The following is a 17,710-nucleotide window of genomic DNA, read 5'->3' on the forward strand; positions in this document are numbered from 1 at the left end:
CGGCGTTGAACCAACCGGAAAACACGGTCGGCTTGAGCTCTCAGCTGTCATCGGATCGACTGCCATCGGGTGGGCTGCCGCGTGCGGTGTCGTCGGGGTTGAATCGTAGGCGGCGGGCGACCACGTCGCCGGCGACGTCGCGCAGCCGCCGGTCGTGGGTGTACGCATAAGCACGCAGCCAGGTCAGGGCGAGCGCCGCCGACAGCCCGAGCTGCACGCTGACCATGCCTGTCGCCTGGTGCACCTCCGGATGCTGCAGGCCGGACGGCTCGGGGATACGTCCCGGCACCTGCGGCGCGTCCCGCTCGCTGGAGTCGAGCAGCAACGCGCATGCCGCATCCGCCAGCACCAGCGCGTCGAGCAGCTGCTCCCGGTCCAGGTCACCCGGTTCGCCGCGGTAGAGATCCAGGACGCCGAGCCGGATCGCGCCGACCTGCAACGGCAGCGCGAAGACGGCGCGAATCCCGGCTTCCACCGCAGCCGGCGCGTAGACCGGCCATCGAGCCATGCACTGGCTGCTGCGCAGATCGGGGACCAGTATCAGGTCACCCCTGAGCGCGTCGGCACACGGACCCTCGCCGAAGGTCAGGCTCAGCTCCTCCGCCTCGGAGACGATCCGGTCGCTGCTGTAGATCGTCTCGTGTGGGGTGGCGGCGAGGGCGACGGCGATGGCCGCACCATCAGTCGCGGTCGCGGCGATCGCCGCGGCGCACACGTGCTCGACTGTCACCGGTCCGACTCCCGCGTACGACGCGGCGAGGCTCCACAGCCGCATCCTGCGGTCCATGCTCACCAGACCGCTCGATCCGGACGTCCGAGCGTCAACGACGAGATCATGAGAGCCGCCTCCGATACCCCAACGGTTCGTGCGGCCGTGCCGGGTGGCAGCGCAGCGCCTTGACCCATAACAGCACCAGCAGCACCGCGGCCAGGTACGCCACCAGGTGGACGCCCGGCAACACCGCCTCGAGGCCGGACACGTGCAGGTTCAACCTACCCTAGTCAGCTCACGAACGAACCGACGGCGGCGGAGCCGACAGCCACCGGGATCCCGAGCGACGACCTCACCCTACGCGCTCTCGGCCCGATAAGCGCTGCCGGAAGACGACAGCCGGGCCCCGGGCATGTGGACGGCTGCGACGTGCCTGAGGACGACGTAGACCGGCGTAGTGTAGGAGACCAGGATCGATTCCCGCATCTGCGCACCCTTCAACCTGCGGATTGACCCACCCTTCTGCTGCCGCTTGGACCTCGCGGTCACGACCAGTGACGTCCGGCGCTTCAACAGAGGTGCCGCCACTGCCGGCATCTCCGGCATGTCCCCCTGATGGGCGTGGAACCATGACCGTGCTCGCCACACCAACCTCGATCCTCACGCCACAGCCGGCGACCGAACCAACACCACGGCCGATTGCCGATCGTCCGGCGCGGCGGGCAACCGCGGTCGGTACCACGGCCCACAGAGCGGACAGCCTCCGCGCCGGCCCGCCGGGAGCAACGGAGCACCTGCTGCGTGCACGTGGCCGGCTGCCGGCCGGGCACCCTGACCGTGATGTCCTGCGAGCCCGAGCCATCGAGGACAACCTGCCGCTGGCCGGACGACTCGCGCGGCGCTACACCGGTCGCGGGGAACGCCACGACGACCTGCGACAGGTCGCCGCGCTGGCGCTGGTCCTGGCCGTCGACGGCTACGACCCGAACCGGACCACCCTGTTCGTCAGCTACGCCGTCCCGACCATCGTCGGGGCCCTCAAACGGCACTTCCGGGACACCACATGGGCGATGCGGGTGCCCCGGGCCGCTCAGGAACTCCTCCTCGAGATACCGGCCGCTACCAGCCACCTCACGCAACTGCGTGGCCGGCCACCGACGTCGGTCGAGCTCGCCGACCACCTCAGCGTCAACATGGACGTACTGCAGGCCGCAGTCAGCGCCGGCCAGGTGTACCGGCTGCCATCGCTCAACGAGTCCGCCTCCGACCACGACGGCACCGAGCTCATCGACCTCATCGGCGCCGTTGATCCCCACTACGGCAAGGTCGACGACCACCTGGCGCTCGGGCCGCTCCTCGCGGCGTTGCCGCTACGGGAGCGACGCATCCTCACCATGCGGTTCTCCGACGAGATGACCCAAAGCCGGATCGCTGCCGAACTCGGCCTTTCACAGATGCACGTCTCCCGGCTCCTGAAGCGATCCCTGAACCAACTCAGAACCGCCCTGCTCGACCCGGACGTAGCCAGAACCGCCGACGCACGTGGTTTGACGCCCAACCGCTGATGCGCGGGTGTGGTTTCGGTCAGACATGCGTAGGGTCGGCTTGTAGCCCGAGTCCCCGGTGGCGTAATGCCCACTTCTGCGGATATGCCCGCGGGAGGTCGAGCTCTCGTCGCAGGTGACTGACGGACCGGAGATTGCACTGCGGCAAGCCACGAAGGCCGCCTGACAGCTCCCAACTTCCATCGCATGGAGGCGACAGACGCCTCCCTGTGATGGAAGTTGGCGCAAACCACCTTGCGGCGCGGCGCACCGCCCACCTCAACCCGCGGACCGAGGCGAAGGTCGACAGCACCACCCCCGACCGTGGTCCGATGCTGATCATCTCCAGAGAACGGACCACACCGTATCCAGGGCCATCAGCGACGCCATTCCCGGAACACTTGCGATCGCTAACCGACCGGGACGCGATCACCACCGGGAGAAGAACCCGGTCCAGTATCAGGATCACACGGTCTCCGAGCGGTTCGGGCGGTACGGCCCTGCGTCGCAACGCTCTGCCGATGAGCGAGGAAAGGCGTCGTTCGAGGCGGGGCCGGCTTGTGCGCAGCACGGCGTGCGTGCCTCGACGCGCTGCGCACAATCCATTCAGGGCTGTCGCCAGGTCAGCTCAGGGCGTCCTTGACGTTGCGGGCCGCGTCCTTCACCTTGTCCCCAGCCTGCTTGACGTTCGCGGAGGTCTGCTCGGACTGGCCTTCGGCCTGGAGTCGTTCGTCGTCAGTCAGGTCACCGCTCTTTTCCTTGACGGCGCCCTTCGCTTCTTCGGCCTTGTGCTGGGCCTTGTCCTGGAAACTCATCATGCCTCCCGTGGGCGGTCGATGACGCCGATGCGGATAGCACCGACACGGTCGGTAGTTGCGTGCCCGGACCAGCTGCGCCGAAACGCCCACGACAGCTGCCAAGAACGTGATGCGGCCGCCAGGGTTATCGGCAGACGCGCAGGGTAGCGGAAGTGCCCGGATGATGAGTGGAGGCACGTATGTTCATCCTCGGCGTTATCCTGCTGTTGCTCGGTTTCTTCCTCCACGTCATGATCCTCACGATTATCGGCGTGATCCTCATCGTGATCGGCGCGGCGCTGTTCCTCCTCGGCTCGCTCGGACGGCCCGTTGCCGGGCGGCGACACTACTGGTAGTACTTTTGTTACGTCGGTGGCGTGACGGATGAATGTCCATTGTGGATGGTTATTGGCTCGTGGTATGACGCCGCTGGCGGCAGGCGCCTGCGGATGGCAGCGGGTACCCGCGATAGGTGGCCGGAACCTGTATGGCTATGCTGCCCGGCGCCATTGCGGCGCGGGCCCATCTTGACGTCACAATCATGATCGCCCCACACGGCCACTTCCAGATCGAACTGGGTCAGTCAGCTACCGCGCACCAAGTCGTTTAGTTCTTCGGGTGCGCGTCGGCCGTGGTTGTTCTCCTGGTGCCTGGGTAGACGGGCTGGCTGACCCGTTCCCGCACTGTTGGAGTGGCTATGACCGACGCAATCCCCGATCCTCCGGCCGAGACGCCCGCCGAGGCCGCGGCAGCCGCACCCGCAGCACCTGCGGTGGAGCAGACCGGCCTCGCCGTCCCGCCGCCCGCGCCGCGCGGGCTGAGCTACGCCGTCGACATTGTCTTCTGCGTCGACGTCACCGGCAGCATGACGCCGATCCTCGACCAGGTGAAGGCAAACGCTCTGCGCTTCTACGGTGACGTGCAGTCGAACCTCACGGCGAAGGGGAAGACCATCGACGAGCTGCGGGTTCGCGTTGTCGCGTTCCGTGACATCGTCGCGGACGGCGAGGCGGCGCTACAGGAGTCGCCGTTCTTCGAGTTGCCGGCCGAGGAGACGGGTTTCAGCGGCTTCGTCAACGGCCTGGTCGCCGAGGGCGGGGGCGACGCGCCCGAGTCCGGTCTGGAGGCCGTCGCGCTGGCCGTCACATCGCAGTGGACGACGCGCGGCGACCGTCGCCGCCAGGTCATCGTGGTGTGGACCGACCAGCCGGCGCACTCTCTGGACGCCTCCGTGCTCCCGCCTGCGCTCGCCGGGCGTGTGCCCGCCGACTTCAGCGCACTCACCGACTTGTGGGAGGACCCGCAGGGCCCGCTCGGCTCGAGCAGCAAGCGCCTCATCCTCTTCGCGCCGGACGGACCCGGTTGGAGCGACATCTCCGGCGTTTGGGAGAACGTCGTCCACCATCCGTCGCAGGCCGGCGGCGGACTGTCCGACGTCGACTACGGCACGATCATCGACTCGATCGGCAACTCCGTGTGAGAGAGCAGCAGGAGGCCGAGCACCAGGAGCCCGGGGTCTTCGGCGGCGAAGAGGGGACGGCGACGGCCGACGTCGCTGCAGCCGACAGTGGGCCCCGAGAGCCGAGCGAGGATGGCGAGGCGACGACCGAGGACTTGGAGGCAGCCGACAGCGGGGCGTTGGAGGAGCGTGCGGCGCGTTTGGATACCGCCGAGATCGGGCAGGGTGAGCCGCCCGTTCGAGGAGTCACGGGCGCCCGGCGGTCGGCGGCGTGGGCCTCGCCCGCGCTGGAGGATTCACCGGCGGGCCCAACTCTGTCCTTCGGCTTCAACCTCGGGAAGGTGCCGGGCCAGGGCGAGGACTCCGATCCGATCGTCCGCGACGGGCGCGAACTTGGGCTGGTGGGCGTCTTCGACGGCATGGGCGGCGCGGGCGGCACCGTCTACAAGACTCCGGACGGGCCTCGTACCGGTGCCTATCTCGCTTCCCGCGTCGCTCGGGACGTCGTCGAGGAGCGCATGTTCGCGCTCCTCGACCCAGAGTGGAACCTGGATGGCCCGGCAGCGGCGCGTGACTTGAGGCGCAGCGTCAAGCATGCACTCGCCGACACGCTGGCGGGGCTGAATGCGCCGACGAGCGGCCTCCGGTCGCGGCTGCTGCGGGCGCTGCCGACGACGATGGCGTTGATGGCTCTGCAGTGCCGCGAGCCTCGCAAGGGGCGCTGGGCCGGGCACGCCTTTTGGAGCGGCGACTCGCGCGTCTACGTCTTCGATCCGGCGACCGGGGCCCACCAGCTCACCCGCGACGACTTGCGCGATCGAGGCGATGCGCTGGTGAACCTGCGGCAGGACTCAGTGGTGAGCAATGCGATGTCTGCGGACACCGACTTCATTGTTCACCACCATCAGGTCGAGCTCACCGCGCCGTTTCTCGTGGTGGCCGCCACGGATGGGTGCTTCGGTTACGTGCGCACCCCGATTCACTTCGAGCACCTCGTCCTCGCTTCGCTGCAGGACTCCAACGACTCCGGGTCCTGGTCACGGCTCCTCCAGCAGCGCATCGCCGCGGTCACGGGCGACGACGCCGCGATGGCCGTGCTCGGCGTCGGCGCGGATCATGGGGAGTTCCGCCAGTTGTTCGCCACACGGACGGCGGAGATCGAGCAGCGCTGCGTCGTCCCGCTCGACGAGCTCGAGTCCGAGGTGGGCCGCGCGGAGCATGCGGTCGCCGAGGCGCGCCGCCGCCATGCAGCGGTGCAGACGTCGCTGTGGGCGGCGTACAAGCCCGAGTACGAGCGCTATCTGGGCCGTGAGGAGGACGAGTGACCCGCAGTGACGTGTTCCGGGCCGGCGACGTGCTGAACGGCTACCGGATGCTTGAGGACTTCCGCGTAGTCGGCGCCGGCCTCTCCGAATGGAGCTTCGCCGAGCGCGGCGGCCGGATCTTTTTCATCAAACGTTTCCTCAGCCCCACCTACCCAGAGGCCGACGCGCCGGGCAGCGAGCGGATCAAGGCGAAGAAACGGGCGCGCTGCGCGGCGTTCGAGGCGCACCACCGCGGCGTCCAAGCCGCGATGGCGCCGCTCACCACCTACGGCGGTAACCTCATCGCCACGCTTGATTTTTTCCGCATCGGTGCGAAGTACTACAAGGTCACCGAGAAGGTCGACGTGGCCGGCTTGCAGACGCGCGACGTCGCCTCCCTCGACTTTCCCACCCAGCTGGTGCTGCTGAAGACCGTCGCGCACAGCCTGAAAATTCTGCACGACCTGCGGATTGTGCACAGCGACCTCAAGCCGAGCAACGTGCTGATCAAGCGCACAGAGCTCGGTTACACCACCAAGCTCATAGACTTCGACAGCTCCTACATCGTCGGTAGCCCGCCACCGCCGGAGGAGATTGTGGGGACGATGAACTACTACTCGCCCGAACTGGTGCGCTACATCCAGGGCAGCGCTGCGCCGGGCGAGCTGACCGAGGCGTCTGACATCTTTGCCCTGGGGCTCATTTACGCCGAGTACCTCACCGGTGCCATGCCGCCCTTCGACCCCGCCCACCACGAGCCCGCGATCGCCGTGCTGCACGGACAGCCGCTGAAGCTCGGCCCCAGCCGGGCCCCAACGTCGGTCATCGACCTCGTCGAGCGGATGCTGGTGCCAGACCCGGCGGCACGACCGAGCGTGGCCCAGGTGCATTCGACGCTGATGAGCCGACGGGGCGGCGCCGCCCCGTCGACGACCGCGCGTGCCCCTATTCCGATGCGCCCCCCCGTCGTGCCGCGCGACAGCGCAACGACTGGTGCGACCACCAGCTCACCTACCTCCGGAACGCGTCGCGTGTCCAGCGGCACTCCCTCGGTACTGCGCGGCAAGGGGGTGCGGATCGGGGGCGGGACCGCGACCGGTGCGCCGGTCCCGACCGCTTCGGCGCCCTCCGCGCCGTCAGCACCGCACGCCTCAACGCCGCCTCACCCGACGACCTCTGACCACACTTCCGAGCGCCCGGGAGGTCGCGGACGCGCGCTCCTGGGCAGGTTGCTCGGCAAGTTCGACGAGCGGCGGAAACGATGAGCACCCTCTGGCGGTGCAGTGTGTGCGAGGCGGTGAACCAAGGCGGCCGCGAGTGCTCGGCCTGCGGGGCGGTGATGACACGCCGGTCAGCCGCGGCCACCGCAGTCCGGGGCCGGGTAGCGCCAGTCCCGATGCTGCCCGACCCTCACGAGCCGCTCCCACCACCCGTGAAGCGGGCGATCAATCGGGAGCCCGTCATCGAGGAGGAGTGGCCCTACGACGACGAGCTCAGCTTCAAGATGATCCCAGTGCCGGGCGGCTGCATTATGGTGGGCACACCGCGCGGCCGAATGGCGGGACGTCGCACACAACCCCTGGGTCAGCCTCGTCGTCGATGACGTGCTCCCGCCGTGGCGGCCACGCTTCAGTGAGATAGGTGGCTCGGGCCGTTCCTGGCGTGTGTGGTGGAAGCCGGACCAGTGCAGGATGGGATGTGGCTGGCTTGGTGTCGCGCGGTCAGGACGAGTTTGGCGGGCAGGCGGCGGATTTCGTTGCTACTCAGACGGATCAGCGTGCGTTCGTGTTCGCTGGCGCCGGCTTTGCGGCTTCGGCGGCGCGGGTGGCGACTAGGAACGCCGCCGTTGCAGTAATTGAAGGCGGCCCTCAACATCCCGGTGGCGCCTTCCGACGCGTCACCCTCCACAGGTCAAGCTGCTCCCGGGGTGCCTTCGGTTGCAGCGTGTGTGGCCGCGACGCCGACCGCACGCGATGAATTCGTGTGGCTGATGGCATCGCGCAGCTGGTCTTGGTCATGCCCGGCTAGCTAGAACCGGACCGGTACATCCCCGATCGATGCGGCCGGGCCGATCCCGTACACGGAGGCTGGCAGCGCCTGGCCGTGCTGCGGGCTCCCTGGCGGAAGCCTCACCCTAGGCCCACAGGTATGGAGCGGGTAGGGGCGGGTAGAGCGGTGGGCATGATGGCGAACACGATGAAGGGCAACATCATGGAGGAGCGGGACACTGTCCTGCGATCGATGCACGACACTGGCCTGGCGGCCTGGTTCGGTGGCTCGTTGATGGGCGCGGTCGGGCTCAACGGCGCAGCGGCCAAGGTCGGCAACCCGCGTGAGCGGCTCGTTGTCTCGTCGATCGGCTGGGACCGCTGGGCGCCGATCGGTATGGCCGCGATCGGCGCTCACCTTGTCGGAGCGACCGGCATATTGGCCTCCGAGTGGCGGCGCGTCGTCGCGCAGCGGGGGGTCGCGACGATGAGCGTCGTGAAGACCGCGCTGACCGCCGCGGCGCTCGGGGCCACCGCGTACAGCCGTAAGCTCGGCAAGGAGCTCGAGCACGCCGGCGAGGTGCCGGTCGAGGGGGTGACCGAGCCCGCTGCCGAAACCCCTCCCACGATTCAGGCGGTACAGCGGCGTCAGCGCATCGCCCAGTGGTCCGTGCCCGTGCTGACCGGCGCCCTGATCGCCGTGTCCGCGCTGGCCGGTGAGCAGCAGAAGCCCGGTTCGGTGCTGCGGGGCGTCGGCGGGCGGCTGCGCGGCATGCTCGTCCCCGGACGATAGCCCTCGACCCGGCAGCCGTCGGTCTCGTGGGTGTACCGGTGTGCAAATCGGAAGGCCGTTCGCCGGGCGGCGGAAACTACTGGTAGTCGGCGGGTGGCAGTTCGAGCGCCACCTGTGCCGACCGGAGTTGTGCGGTGCACGGCGGCGGGTAGCCCAGACCGGTAGGACTCCAGGCCGGAAACGGGGCAGCACGCCATGGACCGTAGATTGCTGGGTGCCGCGGTGGTCGACGCCGCCGGTGCGGGGGCCGGGGTCGCCCTCGGCCGGACCCTGCGGAAGGGGCAGCGCCGGACCGTCGGCACAGCGTCACCGTCAACCGTGCACCGGAGGACCTCAGCCCCAAACCGCCGCCGCGGTCTCGTGGCGAATCCGGGCTGCCGTGCTGGTGTTGTTCGTGGCGGCGCACAGCACACTCGCGAAGTTCCTCTTCGCCCATCCGGTCGGTGATCTCAGTCCTGGCGGTGAGCACGAACCGTTCCGCGTGGGCGTTCGCCCTCGGGCTGCGTGGCGGGATCTTGCACACAACCACGTCAGCGTCGGCGAGCACCGCATCGAACGCTGTCGTGAACTGCCCGGCCCGGTCCCGGACTCTACGGATCGTGGACGTACCGACCCGGTGGCCGAGGCCGAGCAGCTCACCTCGGATGCACTGGTAGCCCCAGCCCATGGCAGGTGCAACAGTCGATTGGTCGCCGACAGGACCGGCTTGTCGAGGCGCTGCCGGGCATTTCTCGTGCCGCCATCGCCGGCTGCGGCCGGTCAACGGGTGCGGGCGGCATCCTGCCCGGGTCGCGCCGGCCGGGCCTGCCGCTCCTGGGGCACCTCTTCCTCCTCCTTGTGCTCGCCCTCGTGTTCGGTGTGCTCGTCGGGTGCGCGGTCCTCAGGGCCGCCCTGCTCCCGCTCGCGTGCCTCCTGTGCCTCGTTCATCGCGGTCTCGTGGTCCTTGACGACCTGGCCGTCGCGGATCTCGCCGCGCCAGCCCTCGACCTCGTCCGGATTGAGGATCGCCTGCGTCATGAGGTGCCGTCGGAAGTGCTTGAGCTCCAGGCGGGCCCGGCGGCCCTGCGCCCGCCAGAGGTTCCCGGTGCGCTCGAACAAGCCCTTCGGGTAGTACTCCATGACCAGCAGGATGCGCGTCATGTCCGGCGCCAGTTCGTGGAACGTGACGGATCCGTCGACATGTCCCTTCGGTCCTTTGGAACGCCAGACGATGTTGTGGTCGGGTACCTGCTGGATGGTCGTGGCCTCCCACTGGCGCTGGGACCAGAAGATTTTCGCCTTCCAGTTGGTTTTCTCATCTGCCGGCCGGTCGACGCTCTGGACCTTCTTCATGAAGCTCGGGAAGTTCTCGTATTGCGTCCATTCGTTGTACGCGACCCGCACCGGCACGCCGACGTCGAGCGCCTCCTCGATGTTGGTCAGCTTCAACTTTTTGGCCCGCTTGCCCTTACCACGACCGAACAGGCCTTTGAACTTTTCCTTTATGCCAGCCAGCCCTCCGCTGAACGCCGCCCGGAGCCGCGACTTTCCTTCGGCGCGTTTCTGCGTGCCGGTCAACGCGGCGACGAGACCTGGTCTGCCCTGACCTTTCGCGTATTCGGTCAGGCGATCGGTTACTGAGCTGACCTTCTGACCGACCGCGCCGATCGACCGCTGCCCGGCAGCCGAGGCCAGATTCCGCAGCTCGCGCATGAGCAGTTCAGTGAGCTTCTCCCGAATGCCTCCGGCTGCCTGTGGGCTCGATTGCCCAGCCATGGCACATAACCCTTCCCTCCGCTGCACCTGTGGTCGGCCATCCGGCCGCGCCGGCGAGCAGCGGATCGTCGTCCATGTCGTCGTACTCGGGTTCGTGGTCCTCGGCGGGCTCCGCTCGTGGTCATCGGCGGTGGGTGACGGGCGACCGAAGCGACCCGATCGGACTCCGCCGTCCGCGCACGTCCTTCGTGGCCGCGACGACAGACGTACTCATCTCGCCGAGCTTGCCGTGCTCCGGCGACGCGCCGATCGCGCTCACCCACGTCCCAGCTGAGGACAACCGGCAGGCACGAACATGAATGATATTCTTATTTTTTCCCGTGTGGTTTGTTTACTGCCCCACTGTGCCCGCCGGAAACTCGCTTCATGCCACTCCACTGTCCATCGGTGTAGACCTGGAGTTCTTGACAGAGTCGTACGACGTGCCGGTACGTGATGATGCGCATGGCGAGCGTGAGGAACGCTTCGTGGATGTCGTCGCGATGTTCCCACTGGGTGACGTCGTTACGGTTGCCGCCGGCCAGCGGCACCGCCAGGGGATGCCGGCGCCCTCGGTCAGGACGTGGTGATTCAAGCCCGCTCGGGCGCTTTGGGCCGCGTCGTGTGGCACGGACGTGGAAGGAGTCGACGACCGCCCGGGACCAGTCCAGCCTCCCCGCGCCCTGCAACTCAGCGAGGAGCAACTCGTGCATCTCACCGGTCATGGTGAGCGTGGCCACCGGTGGTGCGATGTGGGCGGGCGTCGAGGCGACGGCGCAGAACGCCGCGACGACCGTGACCGCGAGCCCGAGTCGAGCTGCGGAGCGCAGTTTGGGACTCATTGCGCCACAGTCGCGGTGGCCACCGGCACGCGCCCTGCGACTGTCAGCTACCGGAACGAACGACGCCGGCCGACCACGCGGGAGTAGCCCCGCCGGACACCGGCATCGAGGACTGCGGTCGTGCCGGTTTTGTGGTGGGTGCCCCGGGTAGGGCTCTTCGGTCGCCACGATTGCGTCGCCGGGAGGTACGCATGAAACGGGGAACGCAGGTCACGCTTACGGTACTGACCGGGTACACGCTCGGCCGGCGGCGGAAGCTGGCCACCGCCTTGCTGCTCGGCGCGGCCACCGCAGCCGGGCGCTACAGCGGCAACCCGGCGGAGCTCCTGTCACGTGGCCGGTCGCTCATCGGCGAATCGTCCACTCTCAGCGAGCTGTCCGGCTTGACCAAGCCACTTGTGAAGGCCTGGCGGGCGGAGCTGATGGACGGGGACGACGAGGAACCGGTGCCGGTCGGGGCAGGGCGGGGCCGGGCCCGGGGCGAGGACACCGAGCCTCCGCTCCGCCGACGCGGATCGGCGGTGCGGCGATGAGTTCGGTACCGCATAACGGCCACAGCGGCGGCATCGGCGAGCGGGTCTCTCGCCTGGTGGTCAAGGAGTTGGGCAACTTCGCCGGCGCGCTGGGGGAGCGGGCCGTGGAGTCGCTGCGTGGCAGGGTCGGCGATCTCACCGAGCGGCTGACCGGCTTCGCCGAGCGCTCGGAGAATCCCACGCTGGTGGCCGCGGCCAAGGGCGCGGAGCAACTGGCCGGGGGTGGCTCTCCGGCGAAGGCCACGCTCAAGGGCGGGGTCGCCGGTGGGCTGGCCAAGTTGAAGCAGGCGTTCGGTGGGGGGAAGCGGAGCAAGAAGCTCAAGCTGACGAACATCGTCGAGTACGTCGACGTCGGTGTGCCGGTGCGGGTGGCGTACAACCAGTGGACCGAGTTCGAGGACATCCCGCGGTTCACGAAGAAGGTCGAGAAGGTCGAGCGGGAGAAGGAGCAGGAGAAGCTTCATTGGCGGGCGCAGATCTTCCTGTCGCACCGTGACTGGGACGCCCAGATCGTTGAGATGGTTCCGGACGAGCGGATCGTGTGGCGCTCGAAGGGGGCGAAGGGCTATCCGGACGGCGCCATCTCGTTCCATGCCCTCACGCCCACGCTGACCCGGGTGGTGCTGATCATCGAGTATCACCCCCAGGGCTTCTTCGAGCAGACCGGAAACCTCTGGCGTGCGCAGGGGCGCCGGGCCCGGCTGGAGTTGAAGCACTTCGTGCGGCATTGCATGACGCAGGCGGTCCTGAACCCGGAGCAGTTGGAGGGCTGGCGCGGTGTGATCCACGACGGTGAGGTGGTGACGGACCACGAGACCGCTGTGGAGCAGGAACAGGAGCGCGAGAAAGCGGAGGAGCGCGGCGAGGGCCGCGAGGGCCGCGAGCGCGAGGAAGAGGAGCGCGAGGAAGAGGAGCGCGAGGAAGAGGAACGCGAGGAAGAGGAACGCGAGGAAGAGGAACGCGAGGAAGAGGAACGCGAGGAAGAGGAACGCGGCGAGGGCGGGGAAGTCCGCGACGACGTTGAAGGCCGGGAGCGCGAAGGCCGGGAACGCGGCGAGGGCCAGGAACGTGAGGGGCGTGAGCGCGGCGAAGGCCGGGAACGCGGCGAGGGCCAGGAACGTGAGGGGCGTGAGCGCGGCGAGGGCCGTGACCGCGGCGAGGATCGGGGGCGGCGCGGCCGGCGTGAGCGCGGCGAGGATCGGGAGCGGCGCGGGCGCGGGTGAGACAGAGGACCGCGAGCGCGGCCGGGAGTGCGGTGAAGGCGCCAGTACCGCCCGGTCGGCCCAGTCCAGCCGCGGCGTGGGGTTCTGTCGGCGCAGGACCGCGTCTCGTGACGAAGAACCAGGATCTCTGCACTTTGGCTGCACTGGTGTGGGTGAGGAGAGCAAGCCAGCCGGCGATGCCTGAATGGTGCGGTTACGCAGAACGTCAGGATCGATCTTGGTAGCTCCCGGCGGCGGCACGCGAATGGTTCTCACAGTCGTTGTGGTTGCGGCTGTCCCGAACGTCACCGGCCTGCATCGCCGTCGTTGTCGTGATGGCTGTGTGGGGAGTAGCGTTACTGGGAGTGATGTCGTTTCAGCATTCGGTCGCCATGACATCTGGCTGCGGCAGCCTTCGGGCGATAGGGCCACAGGCTGAGACGCTGTGTCACGTTTGCTGCGCCGAGTTGCGGCTGCGGGCCATTGTCGTGTCGCCGTGATCGGCGCGGGCCGTGGTCGCGCGAGGGTCGTCACCGGTCGGACGCGCCGCCGGACATTCCCTAAGGTGGGCGGCATAGTGGAGCTGCTGGAGAGGGTCTGCGTCGACGCTGCGCGGGCACTGTCGGCCTCGGGGGTCGGGATGAGTCTGATGGCCTCCGACGGTGTTCATGGCATGGCCGCAGCGTCGGACCCGAACACCGCGCGGATCGAGGAGTTGCAGTTCACGTTCGGGGAGGGTCCGTGTATCGACGCCGCTGCGGCCGGCCGCCCGGTTCTGGTGCCAGATCTGGCCGACGGGGCGATGCGCCGATGGCCGGTGTACGCGACCGCGGTCCTGGATGCGGGGATCCGGGCGGTGTTCGCGTTTCCGTTGCAGGTCGGGGCGGCTCGCCTCGGCGTCCTCGATGTGTTCCGTACCAGTTCCGGGGCGATGTCCAGGCCGGAACTGGGTCAAGCGCTCGCGTTCGCCGACCAGGTCGTGATGACCTTGTTGGATGGCCAGGAACGGACCACCGGCGTGGACGAGCTGGACGAGGCGTTCGAGCACCGCGCCCAGCTGTTCCAGGCCCAGGGCATGGTGATGGTCCAGCTGGGCATTCCCCTCGCGGAGGCGTTGGCACGAATCCGGGCCCACGCCTACGCCGCCGACCGGCCGTTGAGCGAGGTGGCCGCGGATATCGTGGCTCGTCGGCTCTGCTTCGACATCGACCGTGCATGACCACTGTCACGAGCATCGCAGGAAAGGCCAGGGAGCTGTCATGACCACCGTATCCGAACGACACCTGGCGACGATCTTTGTCGAGGTGGCCGACACCCTGGTCGGCGGGTTCGACCTGATCGAGTTCATGCAGATGCTTGCCGACCGCGTCGCGGGGCTGGTCGAGAACGCCACCGTGGGGCTGCTGCTGGCCGATGAGCAGAACCGGCTGCGGTTCATGGCCGCCTCGGACGAGACAACCACATTGTTGGAGCTGCTGCAGCTGCAGTGGCGGGACGGGCCCTGTCTGGACGCGTTCCGCACCGCCGAGCCGGTCGTCAACGCCGATCTGGGCACCGCAGGCGCCCGCTGGCCGCGGTTTGCGCCCTACGCCACGGCCGCCGGTTTCCGCTCCGTGCACGCATTCCCGTTGCGGCTGCGCAACGACGTGATCGGCGCGATGGGCGTCTTCGGCACCGGCAGCACCGCCTTCGACAACGCCGACGTGCAGATCATGCAGGCACTGGCCGACGTCGCCGCGATCGGCCTGCTGCAGGAACGGACGATCCGCCAAGGCGAGGTTCTCATCGAGCAGCTGCAGGGCGCGCTGAACAGCCGAATCATTGTCGAACAGGCGAAAGGTGCCGTCGCGCAGGCGCATGACGTCTCCGTCGATGCGGCCTTCGAGTTGATCCGGGCCCACGCCCGGCGCACCCACCGCAGCCTCAGCGACGTCGCCCTTCGCGTGGCTACCGACGTCACCAGTCTGCCCGACATCACCGGAGACTGACCGGCCGAAACCCAGCGCCGATGCCCGGGACGTTCCGGTTGCAGCTCTCGTTGTGGTGGCTCACGCCTTCCTCGTACGGAATTTGACGGTATGTGTGCCGGGCGGTCGACCAGCACGGCCAGGTCATCGACGTGCTCGTCTCGACCCGCCGCGACACCGCTGCGGCCCGACGGTTCTTCCGATGGGCGCTATCGACGTTGAAGTGACACTCGGCGAGGTCGTCACCGCCGCCGCGGTCTACCCCCGACGTCCTGGACGAGTGATCCCGTCCGCGTGGCACCACGCCGAGCAGTAGGCCAACAATCCGATCGAGGCTGGTCACAGCCGACTCAAACACCGGCTGAGACCGATGCGCGGGCTGCGAACGGACCAGACAGCACTCCGTGGTCGAGGCCGAGTTCGGACCAGCGCGGCCCGCATGCCTCGCCATGGCGGAGGCCGCGTAGGGCTAGTGAGCCGTTACGACGTCCCGGCATCCGCACCGTTTGAAGATCAAACCCGGTGTCGCCACGGCGCCCTCTGTTAGCGGCGTGCTTCTGGTCTTCAGGGTGACATCGTGGTCGTGTGCGAGGTAGGTACTCGGTCGGCGTAGTGGCTGGGCGGGTATGCGCATGGGTAAGACGCGCCGGCCCCGCGGTACGAGGAGGGTAAGGACGGCCGTGTGGATGCGGTTGGTCGGGATGACCGTTGCTGATCCGCATTCTTGGTATGTTTCGCGTCCTGGGTGATTCGGGTGGACGGGTGTAGGGTGACGTTGTTGCCCGGGACCCCGGTGGCTGACAGTCCGTCGCTGATGGACACGTCCCACTGAGCGAGGTCGTCGCATGCAGCATGTATGGACCGTCGTCGCTGCAATCGTGGTCCTGGTTCTTCTTTCACTCGCTGTGCGGGTCGTCAGGCGGTACGAGCAGGGTGTGCTCGTCTGGCTCGGCCGGGTAAGCCTGCGGATCGTCGCCATGCCGATCCGGTCCAGGGCATCACCACCAGGGTCAACGTCAGCGTCGACGTGTCCGCGGTGGCGTATTTCCGGGTTGTTGACGCGGTGAAGTCGGTGGTGGCCATCGAGAAGGTCGGGGCAACCATCAGTCAGATCGCCCGGACCGCCCTGCGCAAGGTCGTCGGGCAGCACACCCTCGATGAGACGCTGTCGGAAACCGACCGGATCAACGTCGACGTCACGACCGAAGCGCGGGGCGTCGCCGTCACGCTGGTCGAGCTCAAGGACACCCAACTGCCCGAGAGTCCGAAGCGGGCCATGGCCCGACAGGCGGAGGCGGAGCGGGAGAAACGCGCCAAGATCATTGTCGCCGAGGGGGAGGCAATGGCCACGGACGCGTTCGGGACCGCCGCGGACGTCATGACGGCTCATCCGCTGGCGTTACAGCTGCGCGATCTGCAAGGCCTGGTGGAGATCGGCGTGGACAAGAGCACCACGGTGGTGTTCCAGTCCCCGTTGATGACCACGATCGGCGAACTCGGCGCGTTCCTGGCGCGGGAGGCGACGGCTGTGGCCGTTCCGCGGTCCGATCCGTCGCCGGCCGCCGGGCCGCCGAATGGAAGGCCCATCCCGCGATCTGCTGGCGCTGGTCAAAGCTGTCGACGGCGACGACCCGGACCGGCTCGCACTTCACCAGCTCCGGGTCAGCATCCTGATCTTGGCCGACGAGCCATCTGAGCGAGAACCGATCCCCACACGTCCTTGACCCGCAATCGACAGTCCGCCGCGGAGCACCTCACGCACCGGCTCCCTTCTGGTTGGGCAGGGCGAGGCGGAAGATGGTCTTCCAGACGCTTGCGCTCTGATGGGCGAGGGATCCGGTGTTGTACCGGAGTCCGAACCGTTCGCAGAGGTCGCGGACTTTCGGGGCGATCTCGGCGTAGCGGTTGCTGGGCAGGTCGGGGAAGAGGTGGTGTTCGATCTGGTGGCTGAGGTTGCCGGTCATGATGTGGAAAAGCGGGCCGCCGTCGATGTTGGACGAGCCCAGCAGTTGCCGTAGGTACCATTGGCCGCGGGTTTCGCCGTCGAGCTGCTCCTCGGTGAACACTTCGGAGCCTTCGGGGAAGTGGCCGCAGAAGATGATCGTGTGCGACCACACGTTGCGGGCCACGTTCGCCAGGAGGTTGCCGAACAGGGCCGGCACGAACGACGGGCCGGCCAGTAGCGGGAATGCCACGTAGTCCTTGATGACCTGGCGGCTGGCCTTGCGCAGCACCCCGCGCAACTGGGTCATGGCCTCGCTCCAGCGCTTTTCACCACGCCACGCACGTTCCAGCTCGACGTCGTAGATGGCGATGCCCCACTCGAAGGCGAGGGCCAGGGCGGCGTTGTAGATCGGCTGGGCGAGGTGGATGGGGTGCCAGGGCTGCGCGGGACTGACGCGCATCGCGCTGTATCCGATGTCGCGGTCCTTGCCCAGCACGTTGGTGTAGGTGTGGTGCACAAAGTTGTGTGAGTGCTTCCACATGTCGGCCGGCGAGGCGTGGTCCCATTCCCAGGTGGTGGAGTGGATGTCGGGGTCGCGCATCCAGTCCCACTGACCGTGCAGGACGTTGTGGCCGATCTCCATGTTCTCCAGGATCTTGGCGACGGCCAGTGCCGCGGTGCCGGCCAGCCAGGCCGGCGGCAGGACCGAGACCATCAGCAGGGTCCGGCCGCCCGCCTCCAGGCCCCGCTGGACAGCAATGACCCGGCGGATATAGCGGGCGTCGCCCTCGCCGAGGCTGGCGGTGATCTCGTCGCGGAGCTGGTCGAGTTCGCGGCCGATCTCCTTGATGTCGACGTCGGTGAGATGTTCGGGCACAGGCACAGGTGGG

Annotated in this window: 17 protein-coding genes and 1 pseudogene; 12 read left to right on the forward strand and 6 right to left on the reverse strand. The window is 68.0% G+C overall.

Annotation, left to right across the window (positions count from 1 at the left end):
- Positions 1-40: 40 nt before the first annotated feature.
- Together Dfulv_RS14990 and Dfulv_RS14995 are read right to left on the reverse strand one after the other, a co-directional pair.
- The gene (locus Dfulv_RS14990) at positions 41-787 is read right to left on the reverse strand and encodes a GAF and ANTAR domain-containing protein (protein WP_344404385.1); all 747 of its coding nucleotides are present in this window, start codon (positions 785-787) and stop codon (positions 41-43) included.
- Between the two features lie 46 nt (positions 788-833).
- Positions 834-992: a hypothetical protein gene (locus Dfulv_RS14995; RefSeq protein ID WP_259863590.1), complete on the reverse strand. Its 159-nt coding sequence runs from the start codon at positions 990-992 to the stop codon at positions 834-836.
- 349 nt (positions 993-1,341) lie between these two features.
- Between Dfulv_RS14995 and Dfulv_RS15000 the strand changes: the two genes are divergently transcribed.
- A complete protein-coding gene (locus Dfulv_RS15000; RefSeq protein WP_259863591.1) occupies positions 1,342-2,277 on the forward strand; it encodes a SigB/SigF/SigG family RNA polymerase sigma factor in 936 nt (311 codons plus the stop codon).
- Positions 2,278-2,879: 602 nt separating this feature from the next.
- On the opposite strand, the gene Dfulv_RS15005 is transcribed toward Dfulv_RS15000, so the two are convergent.
- Positions 2,880-3,071, reverse strand: coding sequence for a CsbD family protein (locus Dfulv_RS15005; protein ID WP_259863592.1), 192 nt, complete (start codon positions 3,069-3,071; stop codon positions 2,880-2,882).
- Between the two features lie 182 nt (positions 3,072-3,253).
- Here Dfulv_RS15005 and Dfulv_RS15010 point away from each other — a divergent pair, with 182 nt between their 5' ends.
- The 5 genes from Dfulv_RS15010 (at position 3,254) to Dfulv_RS15030 (ending at position 8,597) form a co-directional block, all read left to right on the forward strand.
- Positions 3,254-3,409 carry a DUF6131 family protein gene (locus Dfulv_RS15010; RefSeq protein WP_259863593.1) on the forward strand — a complete coding sequence of 52 codons (156 nt, stop codon included), beginning with the start codon at positions 3,254-3,256 and terminating at the stop codon, positions 3,407-3,409.
- Positions 3,410-3,750: 341 nt separating this feature from the next.
- On the forward strand, positions 3,751-4,533 hold the full coding sequence (locus tag Dfulv_RS15015; RefSeq protein ID WP_259863594.1) for a vWA domain-containing protein: 783 nt from the start codon (positions 3,751-3,753) through the stop codon (positions 4,531-4,533).
- Positions 4,530-5,837 (forward strand): hypothetical protein, encoded by a 1,308-nt coding sequence (locus Dfulv_RS15020; protein WP_259863595.1) that lies wholly within the window; start codon positions 4,530-4,532, stop codon positions 5,835-5,837. Before Dfulv_RS15015 ends, Dfulv_RS15020 begins: the two co-directional genes overlap by 4 nt.
- A complete protein-coding gene (locus Dfulv_RS15025; RefSeq protein WP_259863596.1) occupies positions 5,834-7,081 on the forward strand; it encodes a protein kinase domain-containing protein in 1,248 nt (415 codons plus the stop codon). Before Dfulv_RS15020 ends, Dfulv_RS15025 begins: the two co-directional genes overlap by 4 nt.
- A 916-nt stretch (positions 7,082-7,997) precedes the next feature.
- The gene (locus Dfulv_RS15030; protein ID WP_259863597.1) at positions 7,998-8,597 is read left to right on the forward strand and encodes a hypothetical protein; all 600 of its coding nucleotides are present in this window, start codon (positions 7,998-8,000) and stop codon (positions 8,595-8,597) included.
- Positions 8,598-9,356: 759 nt separating this feature from the next.
- Here the strand turns inward: Dfulv_RS15030 and Dfulv_RS15035 are convergent.
- A complete protein-coding gene (locus Dfulv_RS15035) occupies positions 9,357-10,352 on the reverse strand; it encodes an SRPBCC family protein (RefSeq protein WP_259863598.1) in 996 nt (331 codons plus the stop codon).
- A gap of 491 nt (positions 10,353-10,843) precedes the next feature.
- A pseudogene (locus tag Dfulv_RS15040) lies at positions 10,844-11,044 on the reverse strand (IS5/IS1182 family transposase); the annotation flags it as partial.
- Positions 11,045-11,364: 320 nt separating this feature from the next.
- Here Dfulv_RS15040 and Dfulv_RS15045 point away from each other — a divergent pair.
- The 6 genes from Dfulv_RS15045 (at position 11,365) to Dfulv_RS15070 (ending at position 16,571) form a co-directional block, all read left to right on the forward strand.
- Positions 11,365-11,706 (forward strand): hypothetical protein, encoded by a 342-nt coding sequence (locus Dfulv_RS15045; RefSeq protein ID WP_259863599.1) that lies wholly within the window; start codon positions 11,365-11,367, stop codon positions 11,704-11,706.
- The gene (locus tag Dfulv_RS15050) at positions 11,703-12,929 is read left to right on the forward strand and encodes an SRPBCC family protein (protein ID WP_259863600.1); all 1,227 of its coding nucleotides are present in this window, start codon (positions 11,703-11,705) and stop codon (positions 12,927-12,929) included. The genes Dfulv_RS15045 and Dfulv_RS15050 overlap by 4 nt, the downstream gene beginning before the upstream one ends.
- 475 nt (positions 12,930-13,404) lie before the next feature.
- The gene (locus tag Dfulv_RS15055; protein ID WP_259863601.1) at positions 13,405-14,127 is read left to right on the forward strand and encodes a GAF and ANTAR domain-containing protein; all 723 of its coding nucleotides are present in this window, start codon (positions 13,405-13,407) and stop codon (positions 14,125-14,127) included.
- A 40-nt stretch (positions 14,128-14,167) separates the two neighbouring features.
- Positions 14,168-14,896: a GAF and ANTAR domain-containing protein gene (locus Dfulv_RS15060; RefSeq protein ID WP_259863602.1), complete on the forward strand. Its 729-nt coding sequence runs from the start codon at positions 14,168-14,170 to the stop codon at positions 14,894-14,896.
- 131 nt (positions 14,897-15,027) lie between these two features.
- Entirely contained in the window at positions 15,028-15,102 is a 75-nt protein-coding gene (locus tag Dfulv_RS48820) for a hypothetical protein (RefSeq protein WP_406568016.1), read from the forward strand.
- A gap of 809 nt (positions 15,103-15,911) precedes the next feature.
- A complete protein-coding gene (locus Dfulv_RS15070) occupies positions 15,912-16,571 on the forward strand; it encodes an SPFH domain-containing protein (protein ID WP_259863603.1) in 660 nt (219 codons plus the stop codon).
- 58 nt (positions 16,572-16,629) lie between these two features.
- On the opposite strand, the gene Dfulv_RS15075 is transcribed toward Dfulv_RS15070, so the two are convergent.
- The gene (locus Dfulv_RS15075; RefSeq protein WP_259863604.1) at positions 16,630-17,703 is read right to left on the reverse strand and encodes a fatty acid desaturase family protein; all 1,074 of its coding nucleotides are present in this window, start codon (positions 17,701-17,703) and stop codon (positions 16,630-16,632) included.
- Between the last annotated feature and the right edge of the window lie 7 nt (positions 17,704-17,710).

It is taken from the genome of Dactylosporangium fulvum, assembly GCF_025137375.1.
GTDB lineage: Bacteria > Actinomycetota > Actinomycetes > Mycobacteriales > Micromonosporaceae > Dactylosporangium > Dactylosporangium fulvum.